Annotated in this window: 12 protein-coding genes; 4 read left to right on the top strand and 8 right to left on the bottom strand. The window is 36.4% G+C overall.

Features of this window, described 5'->3' with window-relative positions; genetic code table 11:
• Nucleotides 1–30 precede the first annotated feature (30 nt).
• Nucleotides 31–1,770: an adenine deaminase gene (gene ade, locus ED2_RS08110; protein WP_016176903.1), complete on the top strand. Its 1,740-nt coding sequence runs from the start codon at nt 31–33 to the stop codon at nt 1,768–1,770.
• Nucleotides 1,771–1,994: 224 nt separating this feature from the next.
• Here the strand turns inward: ade and trmB are convergent, their stop codons facing one another.
• The 4 genes from trmB to ED2_RS08130 form a co-directional block, all read right to left on the bottom strand.
• Nucleotides 1,995–2,645, bottom strand: coding sequence for a tRNA (guanosine(46)-N7)-methyltransferase TrmB (trmB, locus tag ED2_RS08115; protein ID WP_005877350.1), 651 nt, complete (start codon nt 2,643–2,645; stop codon nt 1,995–1,997).
• A gap of 137 nt (nt 2,646–2,782) precedes the next feature.
• The gene (locus ED2_RS08120; RefSeq protein WP_016176902.1) at nt 2,783–3,565 is read right to left on the bottom strand and encodes a phosphotransferase family protein; all 783 of its coding nucleotides are present in this window, start codon (nt 3,563–3,565) and stop codon (nt 2,783–2,785) included.
• A gap of 337 nt (nt 3,566–3,902) precedes the next feature.
• Entirely contained in the window at nt 3,903–5,126 is a 1,224-nt protein-coding gene (locus ED2_RS08125; protein ID WP_016176901.1) for an ABC transporter permease, read from the bottom strand.
• Nucleotides 5,119–5,856, bottom strand: coding sequence for an ABC transporter ATP-binding protein (locus ED2_RS08130; RefSeq protein ID WP_005877356.1), 738 nt, complete (start codon nt 5,854–5,856; stop codon nt 5,119–5,121). Before ED2_RS08130 ends, ED2_RS08125 begins: the two co-directional genes overlap by 8 nt.
• Nucleotides 5,857–5,992: 136 nt before the next feature.
• On the opposite strand from ED2_RS08130, the gene ED2_RS08135 reads away from it, so the two are divergent.
• The 3 genes from ED2_RS08135 (at nt 5,993) to ED2_RS08145 (ending at nt 7,960) form a co-directional block, all read left to right on the top strand.
• Nucleotides 5,993–6,427: an HIT family protein gene (locus ED2_RS08135; RefSeq protein WP_005877359.1), complete on the top strand. Its 435-nt coding sequence runs from the start codon at nt 5,993–5,995 to the stop codon at nt 6,425–6,427.
• Nucleotides 6,420–6,758 carry a YtxH domain-containing protein gene (locus tag ED2_RS08140; protein ID WP_016176900.1) on the top strand — a complete coding sequence of 113 codons (339 nt, stop codon included), beginning with the start codon at nt 6,420–6,422 and terminating at the stop codon, nt 6,756–6,758. The genes ED2_RS08135 and ED2_RS08140 overlap by 8 nt, the downstream gene beginning before the upstream one ends.
• A 176-nt stretch (nt 6,759–6,934) precedes the next feature.
• The gene (locus ED2_RS08145; protein ID WP_005877363.1) at nt 6,935–7,960 is read left to right on the top strand and encodes a peptidylprolyl isomerase; all 1,026 of its coding nucleotides are present in this window, start codon (nt 6,935–6,937) and stop codon (nt 7,958–7,960) included.
• A 177-nt stretch (nt 7,961–8,137) separates the two neighbouring features.
• On the opposite strand, the gene ED2_RS08150 is transcribed toward ED2_RS08145, so the two are convergent.
• The 4 genes from ED2_RS08150 to ED2_RS08165 form a co-directional block, all read right to left on the bottom strand.
• The gene (locus ED2_RS08150; RefSeq protein WP_005877366.1) at nt 8,138–8,353 is read right to left on the bottom strand and encodes a hypothetical protein; all 216 of its coding nucleotides are present in this window, start codon (nt 8,351–8,353) and stop codon (nt 8,138–8,140) included.
• 189 nt (nt 8,354–8,542) lie between these two features.
• Nucleotides 8,543–9,487: a 3'-5' exoribonuclease YhaM family protein gene (locus tag ED2_RS08155; RefSeq protein WP_005877368.1), complete on the bottom strand. Its 945-nt coding sequence runs from the start codon at nt 9,485–9,487 to the stop codon at nt 8,543–8,545.
• Complete coding sequence (locus tag ED2_RS08160) at nt 9,471–12,185, bottom strand: ATP-binding protein (protein ID WP_016176899.1); 2,715 nt, start codon at nt 12,183–12,185, stop codon at nt 9,471–9,473. The genes ED2_RS08155 and ED2_RS08160 overlap by 17 nt, the downstream gene beginning before the upstream one ends.
• Nucleotides 12,182–13,402: a DNA repair exonuclease gene (locus ED2_RS08165; RefSeq protein WP_005877373.1), complete on the bottom strand. Its 1,221-nt coding sequence runs from the start codon at nt 13,400–13,402 to the stop codon at nt 12,182–12,184. The genes ED2_RS08160 and ED2_RS08165 overlap by 4 nt, the downstream gene beginning before the upstream one ends.
• Between the last annotated feature and the right edge of the window lie 199 nt (nt 13,403–13,601).

The following is a 13,601-nucleotide window of genomic DNA, read 5'->3' on the forward strand; positions in this document are numbered from 1 at the left end:
CTAGTAAAAATTTATTTTGGAGGGTCTAAAGTGGATTCATTACTCGAAAAACATATTTTAATTGCTGGAAAAAAACAACTCGCAGATCTAGTCATCAAAAACGCAAAAATTATCAATGTTTTTACAAAAGAAGTCATGGAGGCTGATGTTGCTATCTGTGATGGGGTGATTGTTGGAGTAGGAGACTACGAGGGAAAACAAATTTATGATGCGAAAAATAAATATCTGGTACCAGGTCTAATCGACGGCCATGTACACATTGAAAGTTCCTTATTGTCACCAAAAGAATTCGCGAAAATTTCACTGATCCACGGGGTTACTTCCGTGGTTACTGATCCTCATGAAATTGGAAATGTTGCTGGAAGTACAGGCCTTGATTTTATGATCGATGATGCTAGAAGTGTTCCGATGAATATATTTGTCATGTTGCCTTCTTGCGTCCCAGTCACACCATTTGAAACAAATGGAGCGACTCTCGATGCTGCTTCATTTATCCCATTTCTGGAACGGCCGGAAGTCCTTGGTCTTGCAGAAGTCATGAATTATCAAGCTGTCGCAACAAACGAGGCAACAATTATCGATAAATTACGATTAATGAAGAATAAAAATAAAAAAATCGATGGTCATGCTGCTGGTATCCACGGAGACGATCTAAATGTTTACTTGGCAGCTGGAATCCGTACAGACCATGAGGCAACAACTGCTGAAGAAGCCAGAGAACGTCTAGCATTAGGCATGTATTTGATGATTCGTGAAGGAACCGTTGCAAAAGATCTTCACGCATTATATCCAGCAATCACTCCCGAAAATTCACGTCGCTGCTTATTTGTCACTGATGATAAATTGATTGACGATCTCGTTTCTGAAGGATCGATCGATCATATTATTCGGCAGGTGATCCAATTGGGAATGGACCCACTACAAGCTATCCAGATGGCTACTTTAAATGCAGCAGAATGCTTCGGACTTGACCATTTAGGGGCGATTGCTCCTGGATATCAAGCTGATTTCTTCTTAACTGATGATTTAACTACTTTACCGATCGTTGATGTCTTCACCCAAGGAAATTTAGTAGTGAAACAAGGCGAGATAATCCAAGATAGATTTCCCACACAACCAAATCCATTTACAGATAACTTACCAGCAATGAATGTCAAACCCTTATCTAACACGTCTTTTGCTCTACCGATACACTCAGAGCAAGCACATGTGATTGAAATCATTCCCAACAGCTTATTGACGAATGATTTGATAGAAATGGTTTCTGTAAAAGATGGATTCTTTGAACCTTCGATCGAAAATGATTGGTTAAAGATTGCAGTTATTGAACGCCACCATCAAACAGGAAATATCGGTGTCGGTATCGTCAAAGGATTCCAATTGGAAGACGGTGCGCTTGCAACGACAGTCGCTCATGACTCCCACAATATCGTTGTGGTAGGAACGAACGATGAGGATATGCTCTATGCGGCAAACCAGTTGATCAAAAAAGGTGGAGGAATGATTGCTGTCAAAGCTGATAAAGAATTAGCTTGCCTCCCATTACCAATTGGCGGCCTAATGTCCCAAGATCCTTTCTTAGAGGTGAACACACAATTGGTTTCTCTAACCAAAGAAGCCTATAAATTAGGAGCAAGTCAAGCCTTCGATCCCTTTTTGACTCTTTCTTTTTTAACTTTGTCTGTCATTCCCGAGTTAAAAATCACTGATAAAGGGTTGTTCTCCTTTTCTAAATTCAATTTGATCGAACCTTCGATCAAAAAAGGATAATCTACTTTTCTAGGTATTCAATAAATAAAAATTGAAAATACAAACAAGGTGGAACAAATCTAAAAATCAGGTTTTTCGGAAATTTCAAAAAAAACGTGGGACAAAAGTAAGAAACACTTTTGTCCCAACCTCTTTTCTCTCCAATTTCTCAAACCTAAACGACTTTTTTCTCGACCACTTTGTATTTTTCCGTACCGCTAAATCATGATAAACGATACTTCAACTTATTTTGTTTTATCTTTAAATTGTGCTTCAACTCGATAAATCCTTTGTCCTCTTGAAGAAAATTTTTCTTCATATTCAGTCATGATATTTCCTGCAAAATCACTTTGGTGCAGATCAAGCCATACTTGCTTGATGACCATTCCATATTGAGAAAAACTTGCTAGTGAATATTCAAATAACCCTTGATTGTCTGTTTTAAAGTGGATCTCCCCTTCAGGACGTAAAATCTGTTCATCCACAGCTAAAAAAGTTTTGTAGGTCAAGCGACGCTTTTCATGTCTTTTTTTAGGCCATGGATCAGAGAAATTCAAGTAGATTTGGTCTACTTCACTATCTGAAAAATACTCCGTCAGTGCTGAGCCATCGACATGCAATAGTTTCAAATTAGGTAATGGTTCTTCAAGAAGCTTGTCTAAAGCGATCGACACAACGCTCACTTGCATCTCCACCCCGATATAATTGATTTCTGGATGTGCTTTTGCCATTCCTGTGATGAATTGTCCTTTTCCCATACCAATCTCGATATGGATTGGTTGATCATTTCCAAATAGTTCGTGCCATTTCCCTTTCCATTTGGTAGGCTCACTGATGACAAGATCTGGGTGTGCTGCTAACATTTCTGCAGCTCCTGGGCGATTTCGTACGCGCATGAAACTTTCCATTCCTTTCTTAGTTAAAAAAATAAAGATCAGACAAAGTGAAGTTAAACTCTTCTGATCTCAAATTAAAAATACACATGTTTTATTTTTGTTTTTTTCTGGTGATGCATCGGTATTTACGACTTTTATCAACCGCTGAATACCCGCTTCAGCTGTAGAATTTCTTCGTTCATTCTCCGATGATCATCCCGTTTACAATATCTAGTGATCTCTTGAAGCAGATTCATTGCAGCATACCAATGCAATTTCTCAAGTATTTCATCTGTCGGTCTGATGCCATAACTGATAAGCCACTGATTCCAATTAGACAACGGTACATAATTCCCTAAAATCGTGGCGAGATCGACCGCAGGATCCGCAAACATGATTGAATCCCAGTCAACTAGATATAAATAATTTTTACATACTAACCAGTTACGATGATTCACATCTCCATGCACCACTGCAAAATCTTCTTTATCCGTATGTGGAAGCTGTTGACGTAAAAACTGATGAACAATTTGTAAAAATTGATTGTTTTTAAGCATCTCAGGTAAATCTAATTCATAGTGCTTCAACATTTTTTCTGGAGTCATTACTTTACCGCCAATACGTGTCAGCATTGTCTTCAATGATGTTGAGTGATGCAAATGATACAATACATCAATGACGTCATTTCTTTGCCCGATTTCATTGGGTGTCAATAAACGTCCTTCTAACCATTCTTGTGCTGTTAAAGTATCCCCATTCCCAGTACGTTTTGTCCATACTAGCTTTGGCGTGATTCCTTCTCGGGATAGTGCAGCAAGCATTGGAGTCGTGTTTCGTTTAATAAAGACCTTGTCTTCATCACGCATGCCTATGTATGTTTTTCCCGTATCACCTTTGATGGGGCGTAAACGCCATTCTTGGTCTAACTGAAACTCCATCATGCATTCTCCCGTCCTCTTAACTCTATGTTTTGCAGTACTTATTATTCTAGTCGCCTAAGCCGCGAACGTCAAGCACATATACGTTCTTTTTCCATCATTCAGCTTCAAAAAACCATCTTTTATCAAAAAAAGAGAACGAAAAGAGGTTGGGACAGAAGTGTTTAACTCTGAGAAATAAGAAGAAATCAACGAAAATTGCTTTTCAAATTTTTGTGGATTTCGGCTTATTTAAGAAGGAGTTGCTTCTGCTCCCACCGTTTATTCGTTTTTAAAGCACGAGACAAAAGTATTTCTTACTTTTGTCCCATGCTCTCTTTCATCTTCTTTTTTCCGTTTTTTATTCTTGTATCTCTTCAATCATCCATTTTTTGAGTCTAGCGGGAGCATACAGCCCAACAAACAGTCCCGCAGCCACTAGATAAATGATCAGAGGGATCACTTTTTCTACTCCACTTAGGACAATGGCAGCCAGCAACCCAAAAAGAATTGCTACTGCAAGAAGTACTCCTAATAATAATTTTTGAATCGCTCGTTTCTTCTGCTCTTCTTGAACTGGGTATAGTTTAACGAGTGTCATATAGCGAAATTGATTGTATAAAGGAAGAAGCTGAAATCCAATCAGGTAAATGAATAATGCTCCGATACCGCTGATAAAATAAACGTCAGACATACTGGCTATCAGAATACCACCGATCAACGTCAATCGAAAAACAAGCCCACTAAAATCAGTTCCTCTAACAAATCTTCTCATATAAAGGTAATAATATGTGTTCACTGGTGTTTTACTGATTCTTTCTAACAAAGGATCGAAGTACTTTCTTCTTTTAACTTTGGAAGTGATTTCTGGAACATCCGTAAAAAGATTAATGAATTGATAAATTTGATGTAAACGATGTTCTTCGATCTGCACCATTTTTTCCCAATCCAAACGACGATCCATTTTTTTCCATAAAAACCAGCCATAGATAATAGCTTGAGCGATTGCACCTACAAGTCCTATCCAAATCCAGTAAAAAGAGAAAAAGAGCATGAGTAAGCTAGATACAGCCCATGCGCCTTTCCACAAAAGTAAATGGCGGTTGTCGATCCGAAACACTTCTGCTCTTTTAATTTGTAACTGACTACTTTTCATACACCAGAGCATGATCAAATAAAAAAAGAAGACTGTAAAAGGTCGCCCCGTAGAAACAACGAGTAAAGGCATAGAAAAGCCACAGATCAAGCCTAAAAAGATGAACGGAAAAATACATGAATAGCGAAAGGCTTGCTGTAAATAGCCGCGCATTTCTTCTTCTTTAGGTAATAGAAAAACAATATCAGCCGCACGAGTAAAAGAAGCAAACTTTCCAAAATATAGGCAAAGAAGCCAAAATACAGAAAGGATCACTCCGCCTAATTGAAAAGGGGTCGTTAGCGTTTTTAGCCAATTAGAATAATAGAAACCTACCCCACCGATTAGAAATAAACAGATCAGTACAAAGTGATCATTTAGGACATATCGCATATATTTCATCATTTTCTTCTGATGCTTCGCTAATCGTAATTGAAAAAAATTATTCATCTTGCTGCTCCTTTGTTAAAGAAAGATAGATTTCATCTAACGAAGAACCAGGTAGTTGGAATTCCTCTTGCAGATCGTTCAACGTTCCATCCGCACGTATCTCTCCATTATGCAACACCACAAAGCGATCACAATATTTTTCTGCTGTTGCTAAAATGTGTGTGGACATCAAGATGCCAGATCCTTCATTTTTCATTTCCACCATCAATTCCAGTAACGCATTGATTGCCAAAGGGTCTAACCCTAAAAAAGGTTCATCAATGATATATAAGGAAGGCTCAATTAAAAAAGCACATAAAATCATTACCTTTTGCTTCATTCCTTTTGAAAAGTTAGCTGGAAACCATTCTAAGCGATTCTCTAAGCGGAAAGTATGCAATAATTTTTTCGCTCTTCTCATCGCAGTTTCAAGTGGGATATTATACGCCATCGCAGTAATTTCAATATGTTCTCTTAAAGTGAGTTCTTCATAGAGAGAAGGTGTTTCGGGAATATAACCGATTTGTTTTCGATAAGCTTCCGTATTTTTCTTCAAAGTAAGATCGTTGATTGAGATCGTTCCCTTTTTTTGCTCCAAAAGCCCGATAATGTGTTTGATCGTTGTACTTTTCCCAGCACCATTCAACCCGATCATTCCCACCATCTCACCTGGGTTCACTCTGAAACTGATATCTTTTAAAACGGGTAGATGACCGTAGCCTCCCGTGACATTTTCTAATATTAAACTCATAAATTTTCCTCCGTAAGTATACTGCTATTATTATACCACGAAGAAAATCGAGTCAATTTATTTTTTTTCATACATTCCTTTGAACTTATGGTAAAGTTAAACTAAAGAATTATTTCTAATGGAAAGGATGTTTCAAATGGAAAACTGTATCTTTTGCAAAATTATCAATCAAGAAATTCCTAGCTATAAAGTCTATGAAGATGAAAAAGTATATGCCTTTTTAGACATTTCTCAAACAACAAAAGGTCATACCCTTGTCGTTCCCAAGAAACATGTTTCAGATATTTTTGACTATGATGAAGAATTAGCAGCAAATGTTTTTTCACGAATCCCTAAAATTGCCCGCGCAATCGAAAAAGCTTTCCCAGAAATGGAAGGTCTAAATATCTTAAACAATAATCGAGAACTTGCTTATCAGTCTGTCTTTCATTCACATATTCACTTGGTACCTAGATATAGCAAAAAGGATGACTTCTCTATTCATTTTGGCAATCATCAAGAAGATTATACAGCTGAGACCTTAGCTAGTATTCAAAATGCTATCCAAAAGCAGGTGAATACCCATGATTAAAAATTTTCTCAAAGGTCTTATCTTTGGCGCAGCAGTTGGTGCAACATCGGGTCTACTATTCGCACCCAGAAGTGGCAATGAGACCAGAAAAAAACTAATCACTGAAGTCGACGAAGCAACTGCTTTGACGAATGAATTAAATAACAGTCTTAATCATTTTAAGCATGCCTTAGTAGAAACAAAAGAAACCGCAAATTCTGTTATTCCTGCTTTCCAAAATGCTATGAAAAAGGATATTGAAAATTTTAAATTTCAAGCAGAACCAAGGATTGCTCAAATCCAAGAACAGGTAGAAAAATTGTCTCAAGAACTTCCGAACGACTTACAATAATACGTTTTTTTTAATAATCATGGGACATATTTTATCATTTTTTAAAATTTAAATGGTGAATGTGATGAAAATTTGAATTTTATTTGAAACTATCGTAAGAACGGTTTTATTGAGAATTTTATGTGGTATAGTTATATATGTAAAAATAATAATAAATTACAGGAGAGCAGAATTGAATGAAAAAAAATAAAATAATTTTAGCAGCAACTAGTGCGTTGGCTGTGTTGGCACTAGCAGCTTGTTCAGGTAGTACAGATAAAGATATTGCAACAATGAAAGGTGGAACCATTACTGTTTCAGATTTTTACGATGAAGCAAAAACTTCTTCTGCCAATCAACAGTTAGTTCAAAACATGATCATTTATAAGGTTTTCAATAACAAATATGAAGATAAAGTATCTGACAAAAAAGTCAATGCCGAGTATGACAAACAAGCAAAAAGCTACGGCGATACATTTGAATCTCAATTGGAAGCAGCTGGCTATACAAAAGACAGCTACAAACAAACAATCAAAAATAATCTAGTCTTACAAGCTGGAATCAAGGATCACATCAAGCTGACTGACGAAGATTTGAAAACTGCATGGAAATCTTTCCATCCAGAAGTAGAAGCTCAAATCATTAAATTAGGTAGTGAAGATGATGCGAAAGATGTGAAAAAATCAGCTGACAATGGTGATGATTTTACAAAATTAGCAAAAGAAAAATCAACTGACACAACAACAAAAGAAGACGGCGGAAAAGTCAAGTTTGATTCTCAAAGCAAGACTGTTCCTACAGAAGTACAAGAAGCTGCATTTAAACTGAAAGATGGCGAAGTATCTGATGTCATCACTGCTACAAATGCAAGTACTTACGCAACTGATTACTATGTAGTAAAAATGGTGAAAAACCAAAATAAAGGCAATGATATGGACAAGTACAAAGATGAAGTAAAACAAATCGCTACTGATACAAAACTGAATGACCAAGCTTTCCAAACAAAAGTCATTTCAGAAGAATTAAAAGCAGCGAATGTTAAAGTGAAAGATGATTCCTTCAAAAATGTCCTAAGTGCATTTACTACAGAGTCAGGTAGCAAGAGCACTTCCGATTCAGAAAAAGAATCAACTAAATCAACTAAATCTTCTGAAACAAAAGAAACTGAATCAACAAAAGCTTCAGATACTGAAGAAAGCACTACAGAATCATCAAGCAAATAAACAAAGGGAATGTAGGACAAATCTAAACATCAGTTTTGCTACAAACTCTTGAGTAAACGGCGTTCAAAAGTCAAGCCTTTCGGAAATATCAAAAAAAAAAACGAACAATACAAAAAACGTATTGTTCGTTTTTTTTCCAATTTCTCAAGCTTAAACGACTTTTATCTCGACCTCTTTTTACCAATTGATTCCTAACATTACAGTAACGATGAGTGAAAAAGTCATTACGATTCCTAGAAATATCCCTATCGTTGTCAATGCAATCAGCCCGATTTTTGAATGATTTCTGATTTTATACGCCGTGTATAGCAGACAAAGGGCAAACAATAATCCTAGTAACCAAATCAATAATAACTTTTTCCGATCATCAAAACTTTGAATAACTTGTTCCAATCGTCCCACGTCCCAACTGAATGATTCTCTAAATAAGTATAATCATACACATACTTGTTTTACAATAAAAAAAATATTTAAGACGAAATAAAAGCACGTATCATGCTAAAAGGACCACCAAGAGTTAAATCAAAAATCTAACTCTTGGTGGTCCCTTTATTCCCGCAAAGTTGACTACGTACTTTCTATTTATATATCTTTAGGTACATAAAAACTACGATTGTCCATCCCAAAAATACGATCTGTGTATTTACCTGGCTCTGTTTGTCGTATAGAAGTCAGCATCATTTGCATTGAAGCATCGATGTTATCGATTTGATGTAGAACTTCTGCCTCCATTATCCGAGGTCTTACTGGCGATCCATATTCTAGTAACCCATGATGAGCCAACACCATATGTCGCAAAACCAAAACATCTTCATCCGCCTCATTGATTTTCAACGCCACACAGGCCTTTGTAATTTCCTCGTCCACTAATACCAAATGGCCTACAAGGTTACCAGCCAACGTATATTCGGTACTCATTGGCCCTGATAGTTCAATAACCTTTCCAAGATCATGCAAAATGATTCCTGCATATAATAGTGCCCGATTCAATTCCGGATACTCATCTGCAATGGATTTGCCTAAGTGAAGCATGGTCAGTGTATGATAAGCTAGCCCACTAGCGAATGCATGGTGATTTCGTTTAGCCGCCGGAAACTCAAAAAATTGTTTTTGGTACTTGTTGAGTAAATGACGAACAATTCGATTCCAATGCGCATTTGTGATTTCAAACAATAATTGATTGATTTCTTCTTCCATTGCTTCTTTTTTCATTGGTGCTCGTTCCATATAAAGACTTGGTTCACTTGGTTCATCGATTTTCGTTAAACGCATGTGTAAAATTTTCACCTGAGGGTTTCCTTGATAAACTTCTCTTTTACCATTAAGGAACACCACTGTCCCAGCAGTAAATTTCTTTATTTCATCTTCGGAGGCATCCCAATATTTTCCGTCAATTGTTCCCGATGTATCTTGAAAAGTAAATGCGATAAATTTTTTCCCGTTTTTTGCGATTCTAACATCAGCATTTTTTATTAGAACAAACAGTTCAAACTGTTCATCAATAACTAATTCACGAATTTTTTTCATTATTTGCTCCTTCTAGTATATTTACAGCTTGTTTTAGCTCTTGGTAATAGCTTACCATTTCTTGGTCAGAAGAAAAACAAATTACCTGATACTTTTCCCCAAATTCGGCTAAAAGTTTTGCCAATTGGTACTTCCGCTGATGATCGTAATGCAACCAACCATCATCTATGATGATCGGACAAATGGAACGCTTAGCTTCTAATGATAGATAAGCAAATCGCATAGCCATGATCAGCTGATCTTTCGTGCCCGTTGATAGCTCATAAATTGGATACTCCGTACTACCATCTGTTAATGTCAATGTGTCATTTTGTAATAAAATTTCGTGATAATGGTCTTTAGTCAATACCCCTAAATAATCACCTGCAATTTTTAATAACTGAGGGAGTTGCCGTTCACTCATTTCGGTTGAAAGATCACCTAAAAATGTCGCTGCAATCGCTAAGCCACCCCACTCTTCGAATAACTGTTCCAATTGTGATTTTACTAAACTAGCTTCTTGGTATAACTCATCTAGTGTCCCATCTCTTTGAAGTTCCTCTACTTGTATTTTCAAGCGTTGGCGTTTTTCGATGATTTCTTTTTCCTCTAATTGATAGCGGTACTGTTCTTGCTGATACGTACGCAATTCTTGGCTCAATTGTTCTCTTGTCTTGCTCTTTGGAAAAAGAGACGTTAGCATTTCGGTTAATTCAGTCAATCGCTTAAGATGCGTTTTTGTTTGTTTTGCCTTTTGCAGATACACAGGTACTTCTGATGGATACATAAGTCCAGCTTTTTGTAATTGTCCGTTATACTCAGCCAACAATGTTTTCTGTTTCTTTTTAAGCTGATTGATTTCTTGCTTCAATAATGTATTTTGTTGATAACTTCTCGCAAATTTCAACTGTTCCATCGCTTCGACAAACTGAGCAAGTAATCCCATTTTTTCAGTCAACTGCCGATCATGTATCGGTAGCCATTCCTTCACGATCTCCAATTTACTTTCGACTAGCAATAGCTTTTGTTTGATTTCCTTTACACGTACCTGTTTTTGTTCAAATAGCTCCAGTAACCTTTGGTAATCGGATACTTCCTGTCCATAAGTTCTCATCGCTTCAAATGTATTCATCTGTACCAAGTGATTCCTAGAAGAAAACTCTCCTATTTTTTTTTCGAATACTTGCTGTTCAGTGAAGCATTTTTTATTTTTCTGGTTAAGTTCTTCTATTTGAGCAAGTACACTGTCTAATTGCCCCAGTTTTTCTTGCCACATTCCTTTAACTTCAGCTAGATTGCTCTTTTGTCCTATTTCTCTTTGCTTGTACAAATAATAAGCCACGTTTCCTACTACAAATAAGAACGGCACGAGCTTCCAAGGCATGGGAATAAAAAACGCAATCACTATGAATATCGCCGAAATGACAATCAATTGTAGGTTCATCTTCGGCTGACTACTTACCGGTTGGCTATTTATCAATTCTGGATGCTCTTCTTCTATTTTGTTTATTTCCGTTTCAAGTGCTAGTTGCTGTTCTTCTATAATCTCAGAGCGGATAGACAATTGATTCATTTTTTCACTTAATGATCGTTGCTCCGTTAAAAGTTGCTGCCATTCTTCAGTATACAAGAATTCTTTTGGTGCTTGCTGCCTCAACCAGTGCCAGCGTTGCTCTAAAATTTTCAGTTCAGATTCTGTCTCTCTTTCTTCTATTTGAAGTCTTTCCCACTCTTTGAGAGATTGTTCCACTTGATTTTGTTGCTTTAGTATTTCTTTTAATGTTTCTTCATTTTCTAAATAAAAATAATAACGAGCAGATTGTTGATCCATGCCACTATGTTTTTCGAGAGTCGTTTCTAATTCATCTAGGCGCTCCGTCATCTGTTGATACCGTTTAGAAAAATCATCGAGGTCTATCAATAATTTTTCTTCTGGAACTTCTGATAATGACTTGCTTTTTAAAGTTTGCCATTCTTCATATAAAGGATAATTAAGTTCTTGCTGTTTGATCTGACTGATTTTTTCATTTATTTTTTGAAGTTTTTCTTGTAATACTGTTTGTTCTTGACTATAACTCTGCTCTTGTTGCACTAATTGGCTGAAATAAGCTTCTTGATTTTGTTTTTGTTGAACTTTTTCTTGCAACAACTTCCATTCATTCAATTTCTGGTTAATGAGCAATTTTTGCCCCTTCTTTTTAAATAGCTGCTGGGCTTCTTGAAAATAATCCTGTCTTTTTTGGAAAACTTGCGAGCTACCAGTAATGCCTAAAGAAATCAAAGCATCATGTAATTCCTTTTCTCTCAGGTATTCCAGCTCGGTCAACTGTTCTTGTTGAAAAGTAAAAACCTGCTGAAAGAGTTCCTTTGTTAAAGGCGTGATAAGTTTTTCTAATAATTCATCACTGCCTACCTGCTCATTAAAACGCACCTTAGCTTTGCCTCGGTTTTGTTGCTTGTAGCGTTCAACCATGATCTCGCCATAAACAGGATGTTCAAGCCAAAGCTTTCCTCCATAAGCGGAGCCATCTTTAGGAGTGTAATCCTTTTTCTTCTTTCCCTTTGAAGGAAAGCCAAATAAAATGGCTTGAATAAATTGGTAGATTGTTGATTTACCAGCCTCATTCTCCCCATAAATCAACTGATTCCCAGAAGTAAAGTCAAAGCTTTTTTGTCGCCACTTGCCAAAAGCAGCAATCTCAATTCTTAAGATTCTCATTCTTTATCCTCCTCGAACACAAAATCTCGATCGAGTAATTCTTTTGCTCTATTTAATGTTTGCTCCTGATAGTTTGGTATTTCATGGATTAATCGAAGAGCTTCTGAATGGCTGTACATTTCATTTAAGATTTGTTGAAAAATCTCAGGTGAATGATATGTCTCAAATAGTTGTTCCAATAAATCTTCTGACACCGATAAAGAAACTCGATTCGGCAATTCTTCATTCACAATAGAAATACGCCATACATAGATATTTATCAGATTGGCAGACAATTTATCTGTTAAGTAGTCCAATAGTTCTCCTGATTGGATCCTTTCGATGACTTCATGACTCAAATGAGTGTAATCAACCACTTTGATATCTAGCAAAGACAGTTTGGTGGAAGTAGTTTCAAGTTGTGTTTTGAAGATACTCAAAATGTCTTGGGTAGTTTTCGCCAATTTCAAAGAGATCGTTTTCTCTTCCCAATAAACTTCTGCCACTTCGAGCGTTTCGATTTGACTTCTCCCTTGGTCTAATTCCACAAGTAAAATTGAGCGCGCACTCGTTTCTTTTTGTGTGTGTCCTTGAGGTGCTCCAGGATAATTAATCGTTCCATGCTCATTTAAGTACATAGGCACATGAATATGTCCCAATGCCCAATAGTCATAGCCTTTATCCTGCATTTGTGAAACATGAAAAGGAGCATAATTTCCTTTTTCATTTGCTCCTATTTCCCCATGATACATCCCTATATGATAGTCTACTGAATCCCTCAATGGAAAATCCACTACTTTATTCTGCTTGATCCACTGATGAAGATAGCTGAATCCACTGATTGCTACTTCTTCTTTTGATTTGCTGATCAACTTTTTAGTTTCAACACTCTCTGAAGTAAAGAGATGTACGTTATCAGGGAATTTAAACCAATACCTTTCCTGTTGATAATAATCGTGATTCCCAAATATCATATATACATCAATATTACTTTGGTTCAAGCGTTCCATTTGGTCAACGAAATGTTTTTGGATTTTCAATGAAGGACGAGGTTGGTGAAAGCTATCTCCAGCCAATAAAACAAAATCAACCGCATGTTTTATTGCTTCATCCACAATGTTTGATAAAACATTTAGATTAGCTATTAATAACCTTTCCTGTACTCGCTTATCCAAATTTACTAATCCCTCAAATGAACGGTCCATATGTAAATCAGCTGCGTGAATGAATTGAATCATCGAAAATCCTCCTTTTTGATCAAAGTAAGCTCCTCTAGAGCATTTTTCATTTTTCTATTTAATAAAACTAGTGATATTTCGAGCTATCTATCCTATTTATCATACCATTTTCCTTCATTTTTTTCATCTAAAACCGAAAATTTGTTCCCATCGTTTTTTTCTCTAATCAAAAAAACATACAAAAAAGCAGATGAACTTT

The organism is Enterococcus durans NBRC 100479 = LMG 10746, assembly GCF_001544215.1.
GTDB classification, from domain to species: Bacteria; Bacillota; Bacilli; order Lactobacillales; family Enterococcaceae; genus Enterococcus_B; species Enterococcus_B durans.

Coding starts and splice junctions, on each gene's coding strand:
- ED2_RS08120 (WP_016176902.1), bottom strand. CDS start 3,565: ATGATGGAGTTTCAGTTAGACCAAGAATGGCGTTTACGCCCCATCAAA.
- ED2_RS08165 (WP_005877373.1), bottom strand. CDS start 13,402: ATGATTCAATTCATTCACGCAGCTGATTTACATATGGACCGTTCATTT.
- ED2_RS08145 (WP_005877363.1), top strand. CDS start 6,935: ATGAAAAAAAATAAAATAATTTTAGCAGCAACTAGTGCGTTGGCTGTG.
- ED2_RS08130 (WP_005877356.1), bottom strand. CDS start 5,856: ATGAGTTTAATATTAGAAAATGTCACGGGAGGCTACGGTCATCTACCC.
- trmB (WP_005877350.1), bottom strand. CDS start 2,645: ATGCGCGTACGAAATCGCCCAGGAGCTGCAGAAATGTTAGCAGCACAC.
- ED2_RS08155 (WP_005877368.1), bottom strand. CDS start 9,487: ATGAAAAAAATTCGTGAATTAGTTATTGATGAACAGTTTGAACTGTTT.
- ED2_RS08125 (WP_016176901.1), bottom strand. CDS start 5,126: ATGAATAATTTTTTTCAATTACGATTAGCGAAGCATCAGAAGAAAATG.
- ED2_RS08140 (WP_016176900.1), top strand. CDS start 6,420: ATGATTAAAAATTTTCTCAAAGGTCTTATCTTTGGCGCAGCAGTTGGT.
- ED2_RS08160 (WP_016176899.1), bottom strand. CDS start 12,185: ATGAGAATCTTAAGAATTGAGATTGCTGCTTTTGGCAAGTGGCGACAA.
- ED2_RS08135 (WP_005877359.1), top strand. CDS start 5,993: ATGGAAAACTGTATCTTTTGCAAAATTATCAATCAAGAAATTCCTAGC.